Annotated in this window: 22 protein-coding genes; 17 read left to right on the top strand and 5 right to left on the bottom strand. The window is 58.5% G+C overall.

Translation table 11 applies throughout. From position 1 onward, the window contains the following. Window positions 1-9 precede the first annotated feature (9 nt). Window positions 10-939, bottom strand: a complete 930-nt coding sequence (locus PEL8287_RS15140; RefSeq protein ID WP_085893273.1) for an ABC transporter ATP-binding protein — start codon at window positions 937-939, stop codon at window positions 10-12. 74 nt (window positions 940-1,013) lie between these two features. Here PEL8287_RS15140 and PEL8287_RS15135 point away from each other — a divergent pair, with 74 nt between their 5' ends. From PEL8287_RS15135 to PEL8287_RS15110, 6 genes are all read left to right on the top strand, one after another. Beyond that, complete coding sequence (locus tag PEL8287_RS15135) at window positions 1,014-1,193, top strand: zinc-finger domain-containing protein (RefSeq protein WP_085893272.1); 180 nt, start codon at window positions 1,014-1,016, stop codon at window positions 1,191-1,193. Window positions 1,194-1,210: 17 nt separating this feature from the next. After that, entirely contained in the window at window positions 1,211-1,957 is a 747-nt protein-coding gene (locus tag PEL8287_RS15130; protein ID WP_085893271.1) for a DsbA family protein, read from the top strand. Between the two features lie 198 nt (window positions 1,958-2,155). Beyond that, entirely contained in the window at window positions 2,156-2,380 is a 225-nt protein-coding gene (locus PEL8287_RS15125; RefSeq protein ID WP_139837825.1) for a hypothetical protein, read from the top strand. A 78-nt stretch (window positions 2,381-2,458) separates the two neighbouring features. Further along, window positions 2,459-5,272: a DNA polymerase I gene (gene polA / locus PEL8287_RS15120; RefSeq protein WP_085893269.1), complete on the top strand. Its 2,814-nt coding sequence runs from the start codon at window positions 2,459-2,461 to the stop codon at window positions 5,270-5,272. Then, window positions 5,269-5,940: a phytanoyl-CoA dioxygenase family protein gene (locus PEL8287_RS15115; RefSeq protein ID WP_085893268.1), complete on the top strand. Its 672-nt coding sequence runs from the start codon at window positions 5,269-5,271 to the stop codon at window positions 5,938-5,940. The genes polA and PEL8287_RS15115 overlap by 4 nt, the downstream gene beginning before the upstream one ends. A 132-nt stretch (window positions 5,941-6,072) precedes the next feature. Continuing rightward, window positions 6,073-6,987, top strand: coding sequence for a cation diffusion facilitator family transporter (locus tag PEL8287_RS15110; RefSeq protein ID WP_085893267.1), 915 nt, complete (start codon window positions 6,073-6,075; stop codon window positions 6,985-6,987). Window positions 6,988-7,005: 18 nt separating this feature from the next. Here the strand turns inward: PEL8287_RS15110 and PEL8287_RS15105 are convergent, their stop codons facing one another. Together PEL8287_RS15105 and PEL8287_RS15100 are read right to left on the bottom strand one after the other, a co-directional pair. Next, entirely contained in the window at window positions 7,006-7,698 is a 693-nt protein-coding gene (locus tag PEL8287_RS15105; RefSeq protein WP_085893266.1) for an SDR family NAD(P)-dependent oxidoreductase, read from the bottom strand. Window positions 7,699-7,702: 4 nt separating this feature from the next. Continuing rightward, the gene (locus tag PEL8287_RS15100) at window positions 7,703-8,284 is read right to left on the bottom strand and encodes a DUF1285 domain-containing protein (RefSeq protein ID WP_085893265.1); all 582 of its coding nucleotides are present in this window, start codon (window positions 8,282-8,284) and stop codon (window positions 7,703-7,705) included. 69 nt (window positions 8,285-8,353) lie between these two features. On the opposite strand from PEL8287_RS15100, the gene PEL8287_RS15095 reads away from it, so the two are divergent. From PEL8287_RS15095 to PEL8287_RS15080, 4 genes are read left to right on the top strand one after another with little or no spacing between them, the layout of a single operon-like run. Continuing rightward, complete coding sequence (locus PEL8287_RS15095) at window positions 8,354-9,361, top strand: AAA family ATPase (RefSeq protein ID WP_085893264.1); 1,008 nt, start codon at window positions 8,354-8,356, stop codon at window positions 9,359-9,361. After that, window positions 9,358-10,236: a DUF58 domain-containing protein gene (locus tag PEL8287_RS15090; protein ID WP_139837824.1), complete on the top strand. Its 879-nt coding sequence runs from the start codon at window positions 9,358-9,360 to the stop codon at window positions 10,234-10,236. The genes PEL8287_RS15095 and PEL8287_RS15090 overlap by 4 nt, the downstream gene beginning before the upstream one ends. Further along, complete coding sequence (locus tag PEL8287_RS15085) at window positions 10,233-12,980, top strand: DUF4159 domain-containing protein (protein ID WP_085893263.1); 2,748 nt, start codon at window positions 10,233-10,235, stop codon at window positions 12,978-12,980. The genes PEL8287_RS15090 and PEL8287_RS15085 overlap by 4 nt, the downstream gene beginning before the upstream one ends. Beyond that, entirely contained in the window at window positions 12,977-15,025 is a 2,049-nt protein-coding gene (locus tag PEL8287_RS15080) for a hypothetical protein (protein ID WP_085893262.1), read from the top strand. Before PEL8287_RS15085 ends, PEL8287_RS15080 begins: the two co-directional genes overlap by 4 nt. Before the next feature lie 107 nt (window positions 15,026-15,132). On the opposite strand, the gene PEL8287_RS15075 is transcribed toward PEL8287_RS15080, so the two are convergent. Both PEL8287_RS15075 and PEL8287_RS15070 read right to left on the bottom strand, forming a co-directional pair. Beyond that, complete coding sequence (locus PEL8287_RS15075) at window positions 15,133-15,393, bottom strand: hypothetical protein (RefSeq protein ID WP_235862316.1); 261 nt, start codon at window positions 15,391-15,393, stop codon at window positions 15,133-15,135. A gap of 135 nt (window positions 15,394-15,528) precedes the next feature. After that, window positions 15,529-16,248, bottom strand: a complete 720-nt coding sequence (locus PEL8287_RS15070; protein ID WP_085893260.1) for a DUF599 domain-containing protein — start codon at window positions 16,246-16,248, stop codon at window positions 15,529-15,531. Window positions 16,249-16,331: 83 nt separating this feature from the next. Here PEL8287_RS15070 and PEL8287_RS15065 point away from each other — a divergent pair, with 83 nt between their 5' ends. The 7 genes from PEL8287_RS15065 (at window position 16,332) to PEL8287_RS15035 (ending at window position 23,377) form a co-directional block, all read left to right on the top strand. Continuing rightward, window positions 16,332-17,771, top strand: a complete 1,440-nt coding sequence (locus PEL8287_RS15065; RefSeq protein ID WP_085893259.1) for an FAD-linked oxidase C-terminal domain-containing protein — start codon at window positions 16,332-16,334, stop codon at window positions 17,769-17,771. A 24-nt stretch (window positions 17,772-17,795) separates the two neighbouring features. Then, complete coding sequence (gene glcE / locus PEL8287_RS15060) at window positions 17,796-18,935, top strand: glycolate oxidase subunit GlcE (protein ID WP_085893344.1); 1,140 nt, start codon at window positions 17,796-17,798, stop codon at window positions 18,933-18,935. A 94-nt stretch (window positions 18,936-19,029) separates the two neighbouring features. Then, window positions 19,030-20,343, top strand: coding sequence for a glycolate oxidase subunit GlcF (glcF, locus tag PEL8287_RS15055; RefSeq protein WP_085893258.1), 1,314 nt, complete (start codon window positions 19,030-19,032; stop codon window positions 20,341-20,343). Window positions 20,344-20,402: 59 nt separating this feature from the next. Beyond that, window positions 20,403-21,209 (top strand): trypsin-like serine peptidase, encoded by an 807-nt coding sequence (locus PEL8287_RS15050; RefSeq protein WP_085893257.1) that lies wholly within the window; start codon window positions 20,403-20,405, stop codon window positions 21,207-21,209. Window positions 21,210-21,295: 86 nt separating this feature from the next. After that, window positions 21,296-22,000, top strand: a complete 705-nt coding sequence (locus tag PEL8287_RS15045; RefSeq protein WP_235862315.1) for a trypsin-like serine peptidase — start codon at window positions 21,296-21,298, stop codon at window positions 21,998-22,000. Window positions 22,001-22,192: 192 nt separating this feature from the next. Further along, window positions 22,193-22,660, top strand: a complete 468-nt coding sequence (locus tag PEL8287_RS15040) for an Hsp20 family protein (protein ID WP_085893255.1) — start codon at window positions 22,193-22,195, stop codon at window positions 22,658-22,660. Window positions 22,661-22,861: 201 nt separating this feature from the next. Further along, entirely contained in the window at window positions 22,862-23,377 is a 516-nt protein-coding gene (locus PEL8287_RS15035) for an isopentenyl-diphosphate Delta-isomerase (RefSeq protein ID WP_085893254.1), read from the top strand. Window positions 23,378-23,381: the final 4 nt, after the last annotated feature.

Genomic DNA, 23,381 nt, shown 5'->3' with positions numbered 1-23,381 from the left:
CGGACCAATTTAACGGCTGCGCGTCAGTTCCAGAAACACATCCTGCAGATCGGCCTGTTCGGTTTTGACATCACGGATGCGAATACCGGCATCACGCACCGCAGCAAGTACCGCCTCGGCCGAGGTGCGACCCGACTGATAGCTGATCGCCAATGCGCCATCGGGTCGTTGAACAACCTCCAGCCCGTCGGCCTTGGGCAGGGCCATAGCCGGCGTTTCGGGGTGGATGATCATTGTCTTGCCATCCAGCCGGCCCAGCAGGTTTTTGGTGCTGTCGCGGGCGACCAGACTGCCCTGGTTGATGATCGCGATCTCGTCGCACATCTCTTCGGCTTCTTCCAGATAATGGGTGGTCAGAATAATTGTCATGCCGTCAGCATTCAGGCGGCGGATATTTTCCCACAGCATCTGGCGCAGTTCGATGTCTACCCCTGCCGTCGGCTCGTCCAGCACCAGAACAGCCGGGTGGTGTACCAGTGCCTTGCCCAGCAAAAGCCGCCGCCGCATGCCGCCTGAAAGCGTACGGGCATAGGCATGCGCCTTGTCCTCCAGCCCGATCAGGTGCAAAATCTCGTCGCTGCGGCGTTGCGATTTTGGGACACCATATAGCCCTGCCTGCACTTCAAGTGCGCCGCGTGGCGTGAAAAACGGATCCAGATTCAGCTCTTGTGGCATCACCCCGATCGAAGCGCGGCTCTGACGCGGGTTCACATCCTGATCAAAACCCCAGATCGTGACCTGGCCCGCAGTTTTAATCACCAGACCGGCCAGAATATTGATCAGCGTCGATTTGCCCGCCCCGTTGGGCCCCAGCAACCCAAACACCGACCCTTTGGGAATTTCCAGGTCAATGCCCTTGAGTGCCTGCTTTTCCGGGCTGCCCCGGCTGCTGCCATAGGTTTTCACCAGCCCCCGGATTTCGATGGCATTCTCACCCATGGTCCTCTTGCCCCTTACCTCAGGATCGCTCATAGTCGCACCTAGTTCAAAGCTAGGCAAAAGGAAATGCCCCGATGGTGACGAAGGCCCCAGAAACCAAGATCGTTGACAGCTACCGCGTGTCCTGCGACGGCGGCGAAGGCGCACTGGGCCACCCGCGCGTCTGGCTTCAGATCCCCAACGAACATGGCTGGGTCGAATGCCCGTATTGCGACTGCAAGCTGGTCCACAAGGATTTTGAGGGCAAGGTCTAGCCCCCCTGTCAAAAGCTTTGTCCACCCGCCGTCGAATAATCCGTCTGGCCGGATTTGCCGCCCTGGTTGGTGCGGCCTATGGCAGTACCGGTCTGCTGCGGCGATTGTCGGAACCTGAGCTGGAATTTGAACCCCTGACAGGCATGCCCGGCTTTCGCCGTGTCACCGGGGGGCCGGTCTCGGGTGGGGCAACCGCACTGATCGGATTGGAGACAGGACAAGCAAAACCTACAATCAGCAACGGCGCCCTTTGTGATGCCCTGTTCGGGGGCTCGCGCGACGGGGCCAGCGTTCAGATCGCCTATTTCAGCGACTACCGCTGCCTGTACTGCCGTAAAGTTAGCCCGATGCTGGCCCGGCTTGAAGCCAAAGGCAAGGTGCAGATCACCTGGCATGAGCTGCCGCTTCTGGGCCCGATCTCGCAGCGCGCGGCCCGTGCGGCACTGGCGGCCCGCGCGCAGGGCGCCTACGCCATGTTTCATGAAAGGCTGATGGGCACGCCCGTCCTGCCGACCCCGCCCTATCTGCGGCAAGTGGCCGGGGACGCGGGCATTGATGCGGACCAGCTGATGCAGGACATGACCTCGGCCAAAACCGAAAGTCAGCTGGCCGTCACCGCCGCCTTGGCACGCCGCTTCGGTTTTATCGGAACACCTGCGCTTGTGATCGGACGCACCAGCGTTCTGGGGGGTATCGACCGGCGCATGGTCGACCGGTTGGTCGCAGCCGAGCGCACTGCGCCTTTACCCGGCCCCTGCGCCTGAAATCTTGCCGCTGAAACCTGCGATTGGCGAACATTCGTTCATTAAGCTGTTACGCCGGAGTTCGCCAAAGAGTGAACGCAGGTTCACGAGTTTTCACAACCCCACGACAAGGTCTGGTCCATCCCTGCGACCGGCCCCATGTCAAAGGGTGCGCATTTTATGCAATGCGCCAAGCGAAACAAACCGGAGGTTCCTGAAATGGCTATCTTTGCGTTTATCCTCGGCACACTCTGCGGATTGGGTGCAGCCCTCGTCGGCATGCTCTTTTTTGACCTTGGTTTGTGGTGGGCTGTCTTGCTGTTCTATATCACCACATATGCCGTCGGCTTTTTCCCGCTTTTGCGCAGCCCAGCCTATCCTGCGCGGCGTTTCAGTCGTCAGCATCTGGGGCGGCATAGATTGAAACGCGCGCAAACAAGCTAAAGCACGAACCCACTGGCACCTCGTGCTGCTTCATGGCAATACCTGTGGCATGGAAATCAACTGCGGCGGGGGCACGACATGACCACTCAATTCGGCAAGGGGTGCCATCTTCATCTGATTGACGGCTCGGCCTTTATTTTCCGCGCCTACCACGCTCTGCCGCCCCTCACGCGCAAATCCGATGGCTTGCCAATTGGCGCTGTCAGCGGCTTTTGCAACATGTTGCAACGCTATATTGACGACCACGCCGGCCCGGACGCGCCTACCCATGTGGCGGTAATCTTTGACAAGGGCAGCCACACGTTCCGCAACGATCTCTACCCCGAATACAAAGCCAACCGCGAGGCGATGCCCGAAGACCTGCGCCCGCAAATGCCCCTCACGCGAGAGGCGACAAAGGCCTTCAATATCGCCTGCAAGGAAATCGAAGGGTTCGAGGCCGACGATATCATTGCCACGCTTGCCTGTCAGGCGCGCGACGCTGGCGGGCGCGTCACCATCATCAGCAGCGACAAGGACCTGATGCAGCTGGTCGGCGGCGGCGTTGAAATGCTGGATGCAATGAAGAACAAACGCATCGACGTCGAAGGCGTTGAGGAAAAATTCGGCGTCGGCCCTGACCGCGTGGTTGATGTTCAGGCGCTGGCCGGTGACAGCGTGGATAACGTGCCGGGCGCGCCGGGCATCGGGATCAAAACCGCAGCCTTGCTGATCAACGAATTCGGCGATCTGGAAACCCTGCTGGACCGTGCGCCTGAGATCACGCAACCCAAACGTCGCGAAACCCTGATCGAAAAACGTGCCCAGATCGAACTGTCAAAGAAACTGGTCACTCTGGACTGCAACACGCCGCTGGATTTCACACTGGATGATCTTGAGGTCAAAGACCCCGAGCCTGAAACGCTGCTGGGCTTTTTGGCTGAGATGGAGTTTCGAACCCTCAGCAAGCGCATCGCAGATGCTTTGGGCGCCGAGCCGCCGGTTATCCCCGACACCAGCCCGGCGGGCGCCAACCCGCCCGAAGCAGACGCGCCAAAGTGGCCCTCCATCGACCCTGAAAAATATGAACGCGTTTCGGATATGGCTGCGCTTCAGGTCTGGATCGACCGGATCAACGCCCGCGGTTATGTGGCCGTTGATACTGAAACCACCTCGCTTGATGAAATGCAGGCCGAACTGGTGGGTATCTCCTTGGCGGTTGAACCTGGGCAAGCCTGCTATATCCCTTTGACCCACAAAGAAGGCGAAGGCGCAGGCGACCTTTTTGCCACCGATACGCTGGCAGCAGCTCAGCTGGGCACAGACGAGGTTCTGGATGCCCTCAAACCCGTTTTCGCTGATGCTTCTGTGCTCAAAATCGGCCAGAACATGAAATACGACGCCAAGATTTTTGCCCGCCACGGCGTTGAAGTCACCCCGATCGACGACACCATGCTGATGTCCTACGCACTTAACGCGGGCATCCACAACCACGGCATGGACGCGCTGTCGGAACGCTACCTCAGTCATGACCCGATCCCGATCAAATCGCTTTTGGGAAGTGGCAAATCTGCCATCACCTTTGATCGTGTGCCGATTGACGAGGCGGTGAAGTACGCCGCTGAAGATGCCGATATTACCCTGCGTCTGTGGCATATCTTCAAGCCCCAGCTGCACCGGGAAAAAGTCACGACTGTTTATGAAACGCTTGAACGCCCGCTGGTGCCCGTGCTGGCGCAGATGGAAATGAACGGCGTCAAGGTGGATCGCGAAACCCTAAGCCGCATGTCCAATGCCTTTGCCCAGAAAATGGCCGGGCTCGAGGCGGAAATTCATGAGCTGGCCGGGCGCACATTCAACGTTGGCAGCCCCAAACAGCTGGGCGAGATTCTGTTTGACGAAATGGGTCTGGAAGGCGGCAAAAAAGGCAAGACCGGTGCCTATGCCACTGGCGCAGACGTGCTTGAGGATTTGGCCACGGAACACGAACTGCCTGCCCGCGTTCTGGACTGGCGACAGTTGAGCAAGCTCAAATCCACCTACACCGACGCTCTGCAGGACCATATCAATCCCGAAACGGGGCGTGTGCATACCTCGTATATGCAGGCGGGCGCAAGTACCGGGCGTTTGGCCTCGACCGATCCCAACCTGCAGAACATTCCCGTACGCTCCGAAGAAGGTCGCCGCATCCGCGAGGCCTTTGTCGCTGAACCGGGCAATGTGCTGGTCAGCCTGGACTATAGCCAGATTGAGCTGCGCATTCTGGCCCATGTTGCCGGGATAGACGCGCTAAAACAGGCCTTTCGCGAAGGGCAGGACATCCACGCCATGACGGCATCCGAAATGTTCGATGTCCCGCTTGACGAAATGACACCCGAAGTGCGTCGCAAGGCAAAGGCGATCAATTTCGGGGTAATTTACGGCATCTCGGGCTTCGGTCTGGCCCGCAATCTGCGCATTCCACGCGGCGAGGCGCAGGGCTTTATCGACCGTTATTTCGAACGCTTCCCGGGCATCAAGACCTACATGGACGACACGGTGAGTTTCGCCAAAGAGCATGGCTTTGTCCAAACCCTTTTTGGCCGTAAAATCCACACGCCCGAGATAGCCGCCAAAGGCCCCCGCGCGGGATTTGCCAAACGCGCTGCCATCAACGCGCCCATACAAGGTACTGCTGCCGATGTCATCCGCCGCGCCATGATCCGCATGCCGGATGCAATCAAGGGGCAGCCCTGCCGGATGTTGCTACAGGTTCACGACGAACTGATATTCGAGGTGCAGGAAGGCGCGCAGGACAAACTCATCGCCACTGCCCGCGACATCATGCAAGGGGCTGCCGACCCGGCGGTGCATCTTGACGTGCCGCTGATTGTGGATGCAGGCCAGGGGGCAAACTGGGCCGAGGCGCATTGATAGCGGCCGCTTTCTCTGATGAGTTTCGGGAAACCGGGCGCGTTTGGAGCCGGGATGCGCTTGACGATAAGACCCTGCAACAGCTTGATCTTGCTGCTGACCATGGCACGCGTCCGGGGGCGCGGTTGACCACTGGTCAATCCACCCGCATTCTGGCCACTGACGGGCCCGTAACCCAAATGATCCGGCGCTTTTACCCGCTTGCCTTTCCGGTCCGGCTTGTGGCTTTCAACAAATCTGATGCGGGAAATTGGTCAGTGCCGTGGCATCAGGACCGGGTAATTGCTGTGCAAGAACGGCATGATTTGCCGGGATTTTCGAATTGGTCGAATAAAGCAGGGCTTTGGCATTGCGAGCCGCCTGCTGCAATCTTGGCTGATATGCTGTTTGTGCGGGTTCATCTTGACGATGCGGGCGCGCAGGATGGGGCCATGGAAATTGCGCTTGGCAGCCATCGACTGGGCGTCGTGCGTGCTTCAGATGCTTCCTCTGCCGCCACTACCTGCAAGACTGAAATGTGCTCTGCCCGACGAGGCGACATTTTGATCATGAACATGCTGCTTCTGCACCGCTCGAAACCTTCTCAAACCGCTAATCGTCGCCGGGTTCTGCGGATTGACTACGCCGTGAAGAACCTGCCGCAGCCATTGCAATGGGTCGCAGTCTGATACGCTGCGGCCAGAAGATTACCCTTGCGAAGCCAACTGTCAGGCCGGACGAGTGGCAGTTGCCATTTGTTGACCCGTTCGGTTTACAGGGCTTGTTCCGCTCCCTACCTTCATCCCTGAAAGGCAGGGCACATGGGCGGACACCACCATAACCACCACACCCAGATAGAGGGCGACCGACGGGTGGCTTGGGCGGTTGCTGCCAATCTGCTGCTGACGCTGGTGCAGATCGTGGCCGGGGTGTTGTCGGGATCACTGGCGCTGATTGCCGACGCGATTCACAATCTCAGCGATGCGCTGTCGCTGGTCATCGCCTTTTTCGCCCGTCGTATTGGACGCCGCCCTGCCGATGCCAACATGACCTTTGGCTATGGCCGGGCCGAAGTGGTGGCGGCATTGATCAACTACACCACCCTTATCGTCATCGCATTCTATCTGTTGGCCGAAGGGGTAGGGCGATTGCTGAACCCGGTCGAGGTGGCCGGCTGGCCCGTGGTGATTGTCGCCACAGCTGCACTGGTGGTGGATGTGGCAACCGCGCTGCTGATCCATTCGATGTCGCGCGACAGCATGAACATCCGCGCCGCTTTCCTGCATAATCTGGCCGATGCCATGGGCTCGGTTGCGGTCATCGTCACGGGGATCCTGATCCTGCTCTATGACTGGAGACTGGCCGATCCGATCGCTACCTTCCTGATCGCAGGCTACATCCTGTGGCATGCAGGGCAGGGGATACGCCCGGTTTTGCAGGTGCTAATGCTGGGCAGCCCTGACCGCCCGCCCCTGGAGGATGTGATCGGCGCGCTGCGGGGATTGCCTGGCGTGTCAGACGTCCATGCAGTGCACTTGTGGCGGATGCAGGAACATGAGACCGCGTTTCAGGCGCATGTGGTGATGGAGCCCGGCTCTGACGCCTTGTCATTGCGCGCTGCGATAAAGGCGCTTTTGGCTGATCGGTTCAACATCCACCACACCACAGTCGAGATGGAGCCTTTGGCCGAAACCTGCCCGACACCCAACCTTATCGGCGTCTCGCAGGGGGAATGAAATCCATGCCAATCCCGTTCAGAACGACTCGACCCACGGTCGCAAGGTTATCTCGTCTGTCCATGCCGACCGGTCCTGCCGGATCAGGTTGAGATAGGCTCCGGCAATCGCGTCTGGATCCAGCATGCTGTCCGGCCGGTCTGCCGGTTCCACCCGCCCCGGATTGCGGATCATGCCGTCTATATTGATCCATGCCACGTGGATGCCCTTTGGATGCAGCTCTCGTGCCATCGACTGCGCCAGACCGCGTTGCGCAAACTTGCCCATCGCAAAGCTGGCCGATTGCGCAAATCCCTTTACCCCTGCCGACGCGCCGGTAAACAGAATCGTGCCACGCACATCCGCTTTGGTCTCCAGCATCCGCCGCGCCGCCGCCTGACCCATCAGAAACGCACCATAGGCCGTTACCTCCAGCGCCCGGCGCACCTCGTCTGCGTCCACCTCGGCAATCGGGCCTCGCACGCGGGCCGAAGGATTATAGATCGCCACGTCCGGTGCAGTCTCCAAACCATCAAACAACGCCGCCATCGCCGATGGGTCGGTGGCCTCCATCGCCACGATACTGGCGCCCGTCTCATCGGCCAAAGCGCTCAGCTTGTCAGTATCCCGTGCCGCCAGCACCAGCACATACCCTTCATCGCTTAGCCGCCGGGCCAAAGACGCCGACAGACCCGAGCCGACCCCCACAATTACCGCAATCGGTTTTCCCATGACCTCAGCCCTCCGGTAATTCATCTGACGGAATCACGCCAAAAAACGCGCCCCCCGACCAAAGCCCGAACCAGCCGTCATGATGCGTGCCGATATCGACAAGACGGTAAAAACTTTTGCGATCAATCAGGGCCTCAAGATTGGCGCGCACCAGTACATAAGGCGACGGTTCACCGGTCTCGGGGTCGCGCACCACCCGGATAGGGTTGTCCGGCCCGGCCATCACATGATCGCCCACGTTGGTCTCAAACACCAACTTCTGTGCCTCACCGTCGCCTTTCACCTCAAAATCCACCGCCACAAACGGCGCATCATCCACAGTGATTCCCACCTTTTCAACCGGTGTGACCAGAAAATAATCATCCCCGTCGCGCCGCAGAATGGTGGAGAATAACCGCACCAGTTCGGGCCTCCCGATCGGTGTGCCCAGGTAAAACCACGTGCCATCCCGTGCGATCCGCATATCCAGATCGCCACAAAACGGCGGGTTCCACAGATGAACCGGCGGCAGGCCCTTGCCCTTGGCCGCCCGGGCCGAGGCCGCAATCCCTTCGGCTGACGGTGTCGTGATGGATTCTTTGCTCATTGCTTTTGCCATTTCCGCTGCACGCTATACACTCTACTCTAACGATATAGTTTCAACAGGAGTTTTGCCATGACCGATGATGCCGACCTGCTTGCGGGGATCGACGCGCTTGAGGATAAACTGGCACAGGCCCGCGCCTCGATCACCCGTCGCTTCATCGGGCAGGAGCGGGTTGTGGATCTGGCGCTGTCGGCGCTTTTGTGCGGCGGCCACGGTTTGCTGATCGGCCTGCCGGGGCTGGGAAAAACCCGGCTGGTTGAAACGCTTTCGACCGTGATGGGGCTCAACGGCAATCGCATTCAGTTCACGCCTGATTTGATGCCAGCAGATATTCTGGGCTCAGAAGTGCTGGAAACCGGTGCCGACGGCACCCGCGCATTCAAATTCATTCCCGGCCCGATTTTTTGTCAGCTTCTGATGGCCGACGAGATCAACCGCGCCAGCCCGCGCACCCAGTCGGCGCTGTTGCAAGCCATGCAGGAACGTCAGGTGACCGTCGCCGGACAGGACCGCCCGCTTGACGCGCCGTTTCACGTGCTGGCCACACAAAATCCGATCGAACAGGAAGGCACCTATCCCTTGCCCGAGGCACAGCTTGACCGGTTTCTTGTGCAAATCGACGTGCCGTACCCAGACCGCGACACCGAGCGTGACATCCTGATCGCCACTACTGGCGCCACCGAAGAAACCTCACATCAGGTCTTTACCGCGGCCGAACTGATCGAGGCGCAAAACCTGTTGCGTCGCATGCCCGTGGGCGAACAGGTCATGGAAACCATCCTTGATCTGGTGCGTGCCTTCCGCCCCGAGGATACGTCAGCCAGTGAGAGGGTGCGTGAAACCGTTGCCTGGGGACCGGGGCCGCGCGCGGCTCAGGCGCTGATGCTGACGGTGCGGGCACGGGCCATGCTGCAAGGGAGGTTGGTGCCCGATTTGGATGATGTGGCCGTTATGGCGCAGCCGGTCTTGATTCACCGCATGGCACTGAATTTTGCTGCGCGGGCACGCGGCGACAGTCTGAGCGACCTGATTGATGAAACCGTTCGCACCATTACACGGATCGAGGTTGCCGCGTGACACTCCCCATCGCCCCCCTTCGTTCCCGGGCCGAGGCCGAAGCTGCGCGTTTGCCGCCGCTTCTGGCACGCGCGGAACATTTGGCCGGGGCGGTTCTGCTGGGGGAACACGGGCGCAGGCGTTCGGGTCTGGGCGATGATTTCTGGCAATATCGCCCGGTACAGCCGGGGGATTCGCGGCGTCATATCGACTGGCGTCGTTCGGCACGCAGTGACATGCAATATGTCCGTCAACGCGAATGGCAGATCGCGCAAAGCGTGATGCTCTGGGTCGACAATTCCGCATCGATGAATTTTTCATCCGACGACAACCTGCCCCAAAAATCTGACCGCGCCCGCCTGCTGGCTTTGGCTGTTGCCGTGCTGCTGAACCGCGCCGGAGAACGTGTGGGCATAACGGGCACGCTGCCGCCCCGGCGCGGCAACGCCCAGATCACCCGGCTGGCCGAGGTGCTTGTCAGGGAAAGCGATGCAGATTACGGCAGCCCTGACATGCGCGGGATGCAATCCCATGGTCGAGCCCTGTTTGTCTCGGATTTCATGGGCAACGTCGATCCGGTGCGGACCGCGCTAACCTCGTCTGCCGATCGCGGGGTGCAAGGCGTTCTGATGCAAGTCCTTGATCCGGCGGAAGAGGCCTTTCCCTACCGTGGCCGCACGATATTCGAAAGCGTCGCCGGAACGCTTGCGCACGAAACCCTCAAGGCCAACGCCCTGCGCGACCGTTATCTTGAACGTCTGGCCGAGCGTAAGGCCGAACTGCGCGCGATCTGCGCGGCCACGGGTTGGCAATACGGGTTGCATCACACCAGCGACAGCCCGCAATCCGCGCTACTTTGGCTCTACCGTGCCTTTGACCGGAGCATGGGACGATGATGATTGGCCCCATAGGATTTGCCACGCCCTGGCTGCTGGCCGCCCTTGCCGCGCTGCCGATCCTGTGGATCATTCTGCGCGCGGTGCCGCCTGCGCCGCTTCGGCGGCGGTTCCCCGGAGTGGCGCTTTTGCTTGGTCTCAAGGATGATGACAGCGTCACCGACCGCACACCGTGGTGGCTTTTGCTGCTCAGGATGCTGGCCGTGGCCGCCGTGATCATCGGGCTGGCCGGGCCGGTACTGAACCCGCAGGATGACGGGGCCGAAGCCTCGCGCGGGCCGTTGCTCATTCTGCTTGATGCCAGTTGGGCCAGCGCCCGTGACTGGCCGACGCAGCGTGACCTTCTGGATGGCATGCTGGCCGAAGCGGGCCGTCAGGGACGCCCGGTAGCGCTATTGCGCCTGTCCGAACCCGAAGAGCCTGTTTTTCAGTCTGCCGAGGCCTGGCGCAGCCGCCTGTCGGGCGTCGCGCCTCGTCCATGGGCTGCCACCCCCGGCATGATGGCCCGCGTTGCGGCAACCCTTGGGTCCGACGATTTTGAAACCCGCTGGTTTTCTGATGGTTTATCCCATCTAGGCCGCGAACAGCTGCTCTCGGCCCTCGAGGCGCGCGGCCCGGTCAGCGTATACCAAAGCCCTCGTCCGGTGTTGGCGATGGCCCCGGTCGAATTGGTCGACGGCGCCCTGCGCGTGACTGCGCATCGCGTTCAGCCGGGCGCGTCCCGCGATATCACCATCGAGGCCCATGGCCGTGATCCCGCCGGTGTACAGCGCCTTCTGGCCACCTTGCCGCTTAGCTTTGACACAGATGCCAGGCAGACGTCTGGCGATCTGTCCCTTCCCGCCGAACTGCGCGCGCGTGTCTCGCGGTTTGAAATCGCCGGGCAATCTCATGCCGGGGCGATCACCCTGACTGATGACAGCCTCAAGCGTCGTGAAGTCGCGTTGATTGCGGGCCGTGACGACCGCGAAGGGCTCGAATTGCTTTCGCCGCTGCACTATCTGGAACAGGCACTGATACCCACTGCCGATCTGCTGGATGGCGCGTTGATGGATATCCTGCCCGCCAATCCTGATGTGATCGTTCTGGCCGATGTTGCGACCCTGTCAGGGGGCGAACAAACCGCGCTTCTGGACTGGACAGCCAAGGGCGGCATGCTGTTGCGTTTTGCCGGGCCGCGCCTTGCCGCCAGCGATGTATCACGCACCGACGAGGCCCCGCTTATGCCCGTCCGCCTGCGCGTCGGAGGTCGTATGGTCGGCGGCGCCATGAGCTGGGGAGAGCCGAAAGCACTGGCGCCCTTTGCTGAGGACAGCCCGTTTCACGGGCTTGCTATTCCGGATGATGTCACCGTCAGCGCACAGGTCATGGCCCAGCCCGACCCGACGCTGGCCGACCGCGTCATCGCCCAGCTTTCTGATGGCACCCCGCTGGTCACACGCAAACGCGTGGGCGATGGTCAGGTCGTGCTTTTTCATGTCACCGCCAATGCCGAATGGTCGTCGCTGCCACTATCGGGCCTTTTTGTACAAATGCTGGAAAGGCTTGCGGTTTCGTCGGCCGTGGCGCAACCCAAAGCGCAGGATCTGGCAGGCACTACATGGCAACCTGTTCGGGTGTTGGATGGATTTGGCAAGCTCATTGATGCCGGCAACCTGCCGGGTGTGGCCGGGGATCGTCTGGTGTCTGACGATATCGGCCCCGACCTGCACCCGGGGCTTTATGATGGCCCTGACCGCCGCATTGCCCGCAATGTACTGGGCCCGGATGCGGTGCTCGAGCCCGCCGCCTGGCCCGCCCGCATCCCCGTGACTGGCCTGACCCGGCCCGCCGAAGCCCCGCTTGGCGGCTGGCTTCTGGCACTGGCGCTGGTGCTGCTGATGGGGGATATTCTGGCCTCGCTAGCGCTGTCGGGCCGCCTGTTGCCCGCGCGTGCGGCGCTGATAATTCTGACTGCGCTGATGCTGCCCGACCCTGGACAGGCGCAGGATGACAAGGCCATCCTTGCCACATCAGAGGTGGTGCTGGCCCATGTGCTCACCGGTAATGCCCAGATCGACAATACGGTCCGCTCCGGGTTGGCAGGGTTAGGGCGTACCTTGTTCTTCCGAACCTCGGTTGAACCGGCAGAGCCTATCGGCATTGACCTTGAAACCGACGAACTGGCCTTCTATCCGCTGCTCTACTGGCCGATTACACCGGATCAGCCAACCCCCTCGGCCGAGGCCTATGCCAAACTGAACGCCTACCTGCGCACCGGAGGCATGATCCTGTTTGACACGCGCGACGCCGATATCGCGGGTTTTGGCGCGGCCTCGCCCAATGGCGCCAAACTGCAACGTCTGGCCGCGCCACTGGACATTCCCCCGCTTGAGCCCCTGCCCGAGGATCACGTCCTGACCCGCACCTTTTACCTTTTGCAGGATTTCCCGGGTCGCCACACCGGTCGCCGCGTCTGGGTGGAAGCGGCCCCGCCCGATGCTGAAAAGATCGAAGGTATGCCGTTTCGAAACCTCAATGATGGTGTCACACCTGTAGTGATCGGTGGCAATGACTGGGCTTCGGCCTGGGCCATTGATTCAAGTGGCAACCCGATGTTCCCCGTGGGCCGCGGGTATGCAGGCGAGCGGCAGCGCGAACTGGCTTATCGCTTTGGTGTAAATCTGGTGATGCATGTACTGACGGGCAATTACAAATCCGATCAGGTACATGTACCCGCCCTTCTCGACAGGTTGGGACAATGACCACAAGCATCGTCTTTGACCCGCTTCTGCCCTGGTGGTTGATTGCCGTTTTGTCGGGCATGACCCTTTCGGGGATCGCGCTGGCGCTGTGGCGCGGCCTGTCGGGCTGGGCCTTGCGTGCGTTGGCAGCGATGGTGATACTGGCGGCCCTGACAGACCCTGTCTTTCAGCAGGAAGACCGCGAACCGCTGACTGATATCGTCCTGCTGGTCGAAGACGAAAGCGCCAGCCAGAAACTGGCTGATCGCGCTGCCATGACCGTATCCGCGGCTGACGCGCTGGCGGCCAGAATCGCCGCCCGCGACAACACCGAAGTTCGCCGCATCACCGTACCCGACGGTGCCGACAATGCCGGTACCCAGGCTATGACGGCCCTCTCCGAGGCTTTGGCAGAAGAACCACGCGCACGCATTGCCGGAACAATCCTTTTGTCCGATGGTCGCGTGCACGATCTTGAAAACGCGCCTGATCTGCCTGCCCCGCTGCACTTGCTACATACCGGGCGCAAAGGCGATTGGGACCGGCGGCTGAGAATCGACAATGCCCCGGCATTTGCCATTCTTGGTGAAGAGATCACCATGACCCTGCGGATTGATGATGAAGGCGCCGCCCCCCGGGGGACCGTCAACGTACCGCTCGACATCTCGGTTGATGGGGAACCTGCACAACGGTTCAGTGTTCCTTTGGGCCAAACCATCGAACTACCCGTCAGCCTGCCCCATGGTGGGCGCAACGTGCTCCAGTTCACCACGCCCAACGCCGAAGGCGAACTGACTGACCGCAACAACACCGCGTTGGTCCAGATCAATGGCGTGCGCGACCGGCTGCGGGTCTTGTTGGTCTCGGGCGAGCCGCATCCGGGCGGGAGAACCTGGCGCAACCTGCTGAAATCCGACAGCTCGGTCGATCTGGTGCATTTCACGATTCTCAGACCGCCCGAGAAACAGGATGGCGTGCCGGTGCGCGAACTGTCTCTCATCGCCTTCCCGACCCGCGAACTGTTCCTTGAAAAGATCGACGATTTTGATCTGATTATCTTTGACCGTTACAAACGGCGCGGCATCCTGCCGTCGATCTATCTCGATAACGTCCGCCAGTACGTTGAAAAGGGCGGCGCGGTTCTGATTGCCGCTGGCCCCGATTTCGCCAGCGCTGACAGTCTCTATCGTACACCGATTTCATCCATCATGCCCGCCCGCCCCACCGCCCGGGTGCTGGAAGAAAGCTATCGCCCCAAGGTCACGGATCTGGGTCAGCGCCATCCCGTCACCGCCGGTTTGCAGACCGAAGATGAAGGCGGCTGGGGTCGCTGGCTGCGCCAGATTGAGCTGGAACAGGAAAGCGGCCAGATGGTTATGACCGGCGCAGATGATCGCCCTCTGCTGGTGCTTGACCGTGTAGGCGAAGGGCGTGTGGCGCTGCTTGCGTCAGATCACGCATGGTTATGGAGCCGCGGCTACGAAGGCGGCGGTCCGCAGTTGGAACTGCTGCGTCGGCTGGCCCATTGGATGATGAAAGAACCAGAGCTTGAGGAAGAGGCGCTTTGGGCCGAAGCCACTGGTCAGCAGATGCGCATCATTCGTCGGTCTTTGTCACCGGACGTTGGATCGGTAACCGTCACAACGCCGTCGGGCGAAGAGGTTGAGGTGGAGTTGACCGAAGAATCTCCGGGCCAGTTCGAGGCGCTTTATGATGGGCCCGAGATTGGTCTTTACAGGCTTGCCAGCGGTGACCAGTCTGCGGTGATTGGTCTAGGCCCGGCGGCGCCGGTCGAATTTGAACAGACAATCGCCAGCGCTGACGCCCTGATGCCGCTGATTGATCAGACTGGTGGCGGGGTGATGGCCCTGGCCGATGGCCTGCCGCGCATTCGCGCGGTTCGTGCCGGGCGCCCGGCTTCTGGGCGCGGGTGGATCGGCATCACGCCGCGCGGTGCTTATGAAACGCGCAGTGTCACCCAGTTACCGCTTTTACCGGTATGGCTGGTACTCGCGCTGGTCGCGGCGCTGACGATCGGGGGATGGTTGCGAGAAGGGCGGCGCTGAGCCTGCTTTTTTCGTGCCATACGATCAGACGTATGCCGGGGTCGTAAACGGGAAAAAATTTCGTACGAAATCCACGTACAAAACGTACGAAACGTACAAAATATTGGTCAGGGTGACAGGGCCACGCGGATCATCTCATCGGACCATTCGTCGACCGAGCATCGCGCCTTGATAAAAATCTCGCGCGTGCCATCGGGCACGATCAGATCATTCAACGATCTTGTAAATGGCTGTTCATGGACATGCGGGTGCAGAAGCTTGCGGAAACCCAGCTGATTCCCATCGGAATCCAGCACTTCCCAGCCATCTGCATAATGGTCCCATCCCGTGTCATCGTGTTTGAGTGTAACCGATACCTGCCAAACCATGCCCGATTTTGATACTTTAACATCAACTACTTGTGGCTCTGATGCCCAGACCTGTGAACCGAAGCAAAGTCCGGCTATTGCAAGGATAAAGTGTCTCATGCGGCGCACTATACAGGTCTTGGCAGGAATCTGGAGTCACGTCTGTGTGTGGCTGTTGTCATATTCCGGCCTCATCAAAACGTGACGTGACCGTGACGCAAACTCGCGTCTCAGCAGCACCAGACAGGTGATCAGGGTCGTCCCGATAAGCGCCTCAGGTCCAAGCAGCCAAGCCGCTGTTGCCAAACCAAAATAAACCGATCTCAAACCCCGGTTAAAGCCCCGCGCAGCGGTGATATTGATCTCGCCAGCCTTTTCCGCCCGGATAAGTGCAAGCGGGTTTTTAGGGTCATTGGGGACCGCTGCAATCAACACCCCGCAATATCCGAACAACCGGTTTGACCAGACGAACTTTAGAAAGGCGTTCGTAAGAAAAACAAGAATTACCAGTACCTTGACCTCCCAGACAATGGCTGGATCCTGCTCTTGCGTAAGTTCGGTCGCTATACCGATCAGCCGTTCAAGATTGCCCAAAAGTGCCAGGCACCCGCCAATAGCTATCATCGTCGCCGATGCAAAAAACGAGGTGCCCTGCCTTAGAGTAGCCAATATCTGCGCATCAAATATACGTGGATCCCGCGACACCATTTCGATCATCCAGTCCCGCCGGTACTGAGCCATTAAAACCGACACCGATGGGCGGTTTTCCGGCGCATTATCAATGAGAAAACCGATCACTGCCCAACTGCCGAATAACAAGACAAGAGATGCAAAATCAATCAGAGTGAAGTATGAAAAACGGGTGAGCCAATCCATGCAGGTACGTTATCGCCTGAAGGTTTATCTTGCCAGATGCAAAAATTGGTTATATTTATTTACCAATATTGAGGGGTGCCGATATGGAAATGCCACAGCCCAATCCTGCTATACTGTCCCGTAAGGCTGAATTAGTATCGCGATTGCAAGAAGTTATGCCGCATGACGCTGTTATTTCAGACCCATCCGAGACGCGTGTCTATGAATGCGATGCGCTGACGGCTTACAGATGCGCGCCTCTTGCGGCAGTATTGCCCTCCAGTACTCAGGAAGTGTCGGACGTTTTACGCATTTGCCACGAGATGGGCGTTCCTGTCGTGCCCCGCGGCTCGGGCACATCGCTGGCCGGTGGCGCTCTGCCCACAGCCGACAGTGTAATCATTGGCGTGGCCCGACTGAACGAAGTCATTGAAACAGATTACGAAAATAGGTTTATCAGGGTTCAGACCGGGCGTACCAACCTTTCTGTTACCGGCGCTGTCGAAGAACAGGGGTTCTTCTACGCGCCTGATCCATCCAGTCAGCTGGCCTGTGCTATTGCAGGTAACATCGCAATGAATTCCGGTGGTGCGCATTGTCTAAAATATGGTGTGACCACCAATAATCTGATGGGTGTGACCATGGTGTTGATGGACGGCACCATCACCGAAATAGGTGGCGCATATCTGGATGCTGAAGGCCTTGACCTGCTTGGCCTGATCTGTGGCTCTGAGGGGCAGCTTGGTGTCGTGACCGAAGCAACCCTGCGCATCCTGCGTAAACCAGAAGGGGCGCGGCCGGTTCTGATCGGGTTTGACAGCAACGAAGTTGCGGGCGCTTGTGTGTCTGACATTATCAAGGCCGGTGTATTGCCGGTGGCCATTGAATTCATGGACCGCCCCTGCATCCGCGCGACTGAGGCTTTTGCCCACGCGGGTTATCCGGATTGCGAAGCGCTTTTGATCGTCGAGGTTGAGGGCAGCGAGGCCGAGATCGATGAACAGCTTGAAATTATTCTTGAAATCGCCCGCCGCCATGACCCGGTCGAATTACGCGAAAGCAAATCAGCTGATGAAAGTGCCAAAATCTGGCTGGGCCGTAAATCGGCTTTTGGTGCCATGGGGCAGATCAATGACTACATGTGCCTAGATGGCACGATACCGGTGAGCCAGTTGCCTCATGTACTGAAACGAATTGGTGAGATGAGCAAAGAGTACGGGCTGGGCGTGGGCAACGTGTTTCATGCAGGGGATGGCAATATGCATCCGCTGATCCTGTTTGATGCAAACAAACCCGGAGATCTGGAACTGTGCGAGGCCTTTGGCGCAGATATCCTGAAATTATGTGTCGAGGTAGGGGGGTGTCTGACCGGCGAACACGGTGTGGGCATCGAAAAACGCGATTTGATGGTGCACCAGTACGCGCCAGATGATCTGGATATTCAGATGGCAGTCAAAGATGTGTTTGATCCAAAATGGTTGCTGAACCCGGCCAAGGTATTTCCGTTGCAGGCTTCGGACACACGCCGAGAGCAAGCGGCCTGATCTGTCCAGAGGATACGCCCCATGTTGACCCCTAAAAACGAGGCTGAACTGGCCAAGATCATCGCAAAGGCCGATACGCCTTTACGTATTCAGGGTGGCGGAACACGCCCGATTGGCGCGCCGTTAAACTGCCCATGCCTCACAACAACCGGTATCTCGGGTATAGAGCTTTACGAGCCGGGCGCCCTGACACTGGTGGCCAAGGCGGGCACGCCGCTGGCCGAAATTGAAACCGCTCTGGATGCCGAAGGCCAGCGATTGGCATTCGAGCCGATGGATCACCGCGGTCTTCTGAATACAAAAGGGACGCCCACCATCGGCGGTGTTGTGGCCGCGAATGTATCCGGTCCGCGTCGTATCCAGGCGGGTGCTTGCCGTGATTTCCTGTTGGGTGTCCGCTTTGTCGATGGACAGGGGCGTATCATCAAGAATGGCGGGCGGGTGATGAAAAATGTTACCGGCTACGATCTTGTCAAACTGATGGCGGGCAGTTTTGGTACGCTTGGTGTGCTGACCGAAGTGTCGCTGAAGGTGCTGCCCAAATCGCGCTCAACCGGCGTCCTTCTTCTTGAAGGTTTGTCTGACGAACAGGCGGTCAAGGCATTGAGCCGTGCCCTGGGCTCACCCTATGAAATCACGGGTGCGGCGCACCTGCAAAAGGGGGTGGATGGTGATCCGGTCACCATGATCCGGCTTGAAGGTTTTGAAAATTCAGTCGCGTACAGAGCGGCCAAGTTGCAAGAGGTTTTGTCTGAATTCGGTAAGTTCACAGTCGAGAATGACCAAAACCGCACCACGGCCGGATGGCAATGGGTGCGCGATGTGGTGCCCTTCCACAATCGTGATGGCGACGTGTGGCGATTGTCGGTCAAGCCAAGCGACGCCCCGGAAATTGTGAATAACTTTTCCGGGGTTGAGGCCATTTATGATTGGGGCGGCGGTCTGATCTGGCTGCTTGTGCCCGGCAATTCCGAACTGGCTGCATCTGAAATTCGTCAGGCAGTCGCCACAAAAGGCGGGCATGCAACGCTGGTCCGCGGCGGGTATTCTGTGGGGGCATTCACCCCATTGGCCCCTGCGGTTGCCGGGTTGCACCGTGGACTAAGGCAGCAATTTGATCCCAAAGGCCTTTTTAACCCGGGATTGATGGGGCAGGTGGCATGAAACTCTTTTTGCGGCCACAGTTCTTTAGCATGAGTGCTATTACATCAACGATGCCCCGTTTCAGGAAATTTCAGGCGCGAATGGTGACACACGGATGAAGACAGAATTTTCGCCTGACCAACTGAAGAACCCAGGCATAGCCCGCTCGAACGAGATTCTGCGTGCCTGTGTACACTGCGGTTTTTGTACTGCGACCTGTCCGACCTACCAGGTGCTAGGTGACGAGTTGGACAGCCCCCGTGGCCGCATCTATCTGATCAAGGACATGCTGGAAAATGATCGTGACCCGGATGCGAAAACGGTCAAGCACATAGATCGGTGCCTCAGTTGTCTGGCCTGCATGACAACTTGCCCCTCGGGCGTGCACTACATGCATCTGGTAGACCACGCTCGAGAATATATAGAACAACGTTATCAGCGGCCTTTGAGTGATCGCATGTTACGCTGGGTTTTGTCGAAAATCCTGCCCTATCCAACGCGGTTCCGGTTGGCGTTGCTGGGGGCAAAAATCGGTCGGCCCTTCGCGCGTTTGATGCCCGACGCTCGCCTGCGTGCCATGCTGGAAATGGCGCCGAAGCAGGTGCCGCCCGTTAGTCGTAATGATGACCCACAAAGCTTTGCGCCGCAGGGCGAATGTCGAAAAAGGGTGGCGTTGATGACAGGCTGTGCGCAAAAGGCGCTAAATACCGATATCAACGATGCCACCATCCGCCTGTTGACCCGATTGGGTTGCGAAGTGGTTGTGGCCGAAGGTGCTGGATGTTGCGGGGCGTTGACACACCACATGGGCAAATCCGGTGAAAGCCACCGGACAGCGGCCAAGAACATCAAAGCCTGGACGCGCGAAATGGATGGCGCGGGTCTGGATGCCATCGTGATCAACACCAGCGGCTGCGGCACGACGGTCAAGGATTATGGTCACATGTTCCGAAACGATCAGCTTGCCGGGGATGCCGCAAGGGTGTCAGCGATTTCCATGGATGTCTCAGAGCTTCTGATGCAGCTGAATCTACCGGAAAGCGCAGACAAAAAACTGACCGTGGCCTATCATGCGGCCTGTTCGTTGCAGCATGGCCAACAGATCAAGACCTTTCCCAAGGATTTGTTGAAGCGCGCCGGTTTCACCGTGGTAGAGCCAGCAGACAGCCATTTGTGCTGCGGTAGCGCGGGCACCTATAACCTGATGCAACCTGAAATTTCGAAACAGTTAAAGGTGCGCAAGGTGAAAACGCTGGAAGCAAAATTGCCAGAAGTGATTGCTGCAGGAAACATCGGTTGCATGATGCAGATTGGTGGTGCCACCAAAGTACCAATAGTCCATACGGTTGAGTTGTTGGATTGGGCAACAGGCGGTCCTGTACCCCCAGCCATGACCAGGGCTGCACCAGAGGTTCCAATCCTGCGCTAACCGCCCTATTTTCGCCTAATACCGCTGATACTCAGACGGTGAATTTCAGCGGAGTAGCAATGGTACGTTTTTTTTGTCTGTCAGTTTCGTTGATCCTGGCCTGCAGCTTTGCCTGGGCCGAAAATACCGGTTTGAAACGACTTGATACCGGTGACGACGGAAAGAAATGGGAGGCAGTGGGCCGGCTTGATATAAATGGTCGTGGATTTTGCACCGGCGCTCTTGTCGCGCCCAATCTTGTTCTGACGGCGGCGCATTGCTTGTTTGACAAAACCACCGGAAAACGCGTTAACCCCGAAAAAATAGAGTTTCTGGCCGGCTGGCGCAATGGCCGCGCGTCGGCCTATCGTTGGGTGCGCCGGGCGGTGAAGCACCCTGATTACGACTATAATGCTGATGTCACATCGGACAGGGTGCGCAATGACGTTGCGTTGCTGGAGCTGCATCATCCGATCAACAATACCAGTGTTATACCCTTCAAGACAGATCACCGGCCGCGCAAGGGCCAGCGTATCGGCGTGGTCAGCTATGCCCGTGATCGCTCTGAGGCGCCATCGTTGCAAGAGGTCTGCGATGTCCTCGCCCGTCAAAACGGTGTTCTGGTTATGTCGTGCGATGTTGACTACGGATCGTCTGGAGCCCCTATTTTTTCCTTTGAAGGCGGTGAAGCCCGGGTGGTTTCTGTTGTTTCAGCCATGGCCGAGGTTGACGGTCGAAAGGTGTCTCTAGGCACCCAACTTGAAAAACCTATGGAAATACTGCAGGCGGCACTGGATGCCGGTGAAGGCGTATTTCAGGATGCGGCACCCAAGATGTTTTCCAGCGGAGAGCGTCGCAATACGGGCGCCAAATTTTCCAAGCCATGAGCTTTTATAACAAAACAACTGCGGCCCTCGTGGCAAGCGCGGCTTTTTTTTGCACTGCTTTAACGGCACAGGCAGATGGCAGCGGCTTGATCCGTTTGACCGACAGGGATGATCTGTTCGGATGGGAGGCTGTGGGTCGGATAGAAATCGGCGATGATGCCTATTGCACGGGCGTGCTGATTGCGCCTGATCTGGTACTGACCGCGGCACATTGTGTTTACGGTCCCGGTGGTTCGCAGGTGTCTGCCGCTGAGGTGAAGTTTCGTGCAGGCTTGCGTGATGGCGTCGCAATTGCCGAGCGTGAAGTCTCGAATGTCGCCGCACATCAATCTTATAATCCTGCATTGGGTTTCAGCGCTGAGACCATTCGATTTGACGCAGCACTTTTGAAGTTATCTCAACCAATTTCGTCATCAGAGGCCGCGCCATTTGCACTGCGCCGTGAGGTAAATAAAGGGCAGCGGGTCAGTGTCGTTTCATATGGGCGTGGTCGCGATAACGCGCTTTCCTGGCAACGCGATTGTGGCCTGCTAGGCCGGGGAAAGGGATTGATGGCCTTTGATTGCAATATCACCTTTGGGTCGTCTGGCGCCCCTGTTTTTGTGCGTGAAGGGGGCCGTGCACGGATATTGTCGCTTATCAGCGGCGGCAATGTGGGTGGTGGATCGCCAAGGGCATACGGAATGGACCTGGCCCCGCTTGTCGATCGGCTTAAGCGTGACTTGCGGGCGCAGCCCAAAGCGCCACTGAAACAAGCAAAATCACAGCGGATAGGTGTACCACGCGACTGATCCACATTGGGTGCAAAATTCGCCAGGCCGCCTAAACCAAATGAGAGTTGAAAGCAGTGCGCTGCACCTTGAAACCTGCCCGACGGCTTTCTAAATAACTTTTGTCCGGCGCTACATCGTGGGCCGGGCGACGTTGGCCTGTCCCCAAAGGGAAGGCATGTAAACAGGTATCGCTCAGATGGAGGATGACCCATGCGAAACTTTGATCTTGCCCCGCTTTACCGGGCAACTGTTGGTTTTGACCAGATTGCGGACATGATGGACCGTGTCCTGTCCAGCGACGTCTCCCAACCAACCTACCCCCCGTATAATATTGAAAAAATCTCGGATGATGCCTATCGCATCTCAATTGCCGTGGCCGGGTTTTCCGACACCGATCTGGCAGTTGAAGTGAAAGAAGGCGCGCTCGTCGTGTCGGCCCGCAAGGCCGACGAAGATGGCGATAAAACCTATCTGCACCGCGGTATTGCCACCCGCGCATTCGAGCGTCGTTTCCAGCTGGCCGACCATGTGCGCGTGACAAGTGCAAGCCATGCCGATGGCATGCTGCATATCGATCTTGTGCGTGAAGTGCCCGAGGCGCTTAAACCCCGCCGGATCGATATTCTGACCGGCGATACCGTCGAAAAAGACTTGGTCGAGGCCAAAGCCGTCAACTGATCCGTGTTGTAAGGTTTGTACAGACCTTACATGGCTTTTGCACAAAACAGTGGCCCCGCAAAGACATGCCTTTGCGGGGCATTTTGCATCCACATTCGATGGCTGGCGGGTTGCCGGTTTCCGTAGCTGCCAGATTGCGGTAAGGGGCGCCATAACCATCAGTAAGATTGGCGCTGATGTAACGACTTGGCAGGAGGACCCATGCCTGATCTGATCCCCGCCTGGGATGGCGAAATGCTGGTGCCGGTTGAAAAGCTGGATGTGCACCGTCGCGGACTTCGACACAAAGCGGTTTCGGTTTTCGCTATTGCTGGCGACCAGACCCTGTTGCAAAGACGCGCGCTTGGAAAATATCACACACCTGGTTTGTGGGCGAATACCTGCTGTACGCATCCCAACTGGAATGAAAGCCCCTTTGATTGCGCTGTTCGCCGGTTAGAGCAGGAACTGAACATCAAGGATGCCGCACCGCAACATCGCGGTCATGTAAGTTACCGCGCGGATGTAGGTGGCGGCATGATCGAGCACGAAGAGGTTGATATCTTTGTCCTGAAAGTGCCCGCACCGTTTGAGGTGACACCAAACTCCGATGAGGTGATGGATACCCGCTGGACCACATTTTCTGCATTGGCAGATGACATTCAGGCCGCGCCCCTGATTTTTACGCCCTGGATTCGGATTTATCTGGATCAGCACAAGGCAATGATCCTAGCGTGACAGC

The sequence above is a fragment of the Roseovarius litorisediminis genome, from assembly GCF_900172295.1.
GTDB classification, from domain to species: Bacteria; Pseudomonadota; Alphaproteobacteria; order Rhodobacterales; family Rhodobacteraceae; genus Roseovarius; species Roseovarius litorisediminis.
The sequence above is the reverse complement of the archived record's forward strand: the minus strand, read 5'-3'. Positions and strand labels throughout refer to the sequence as shown.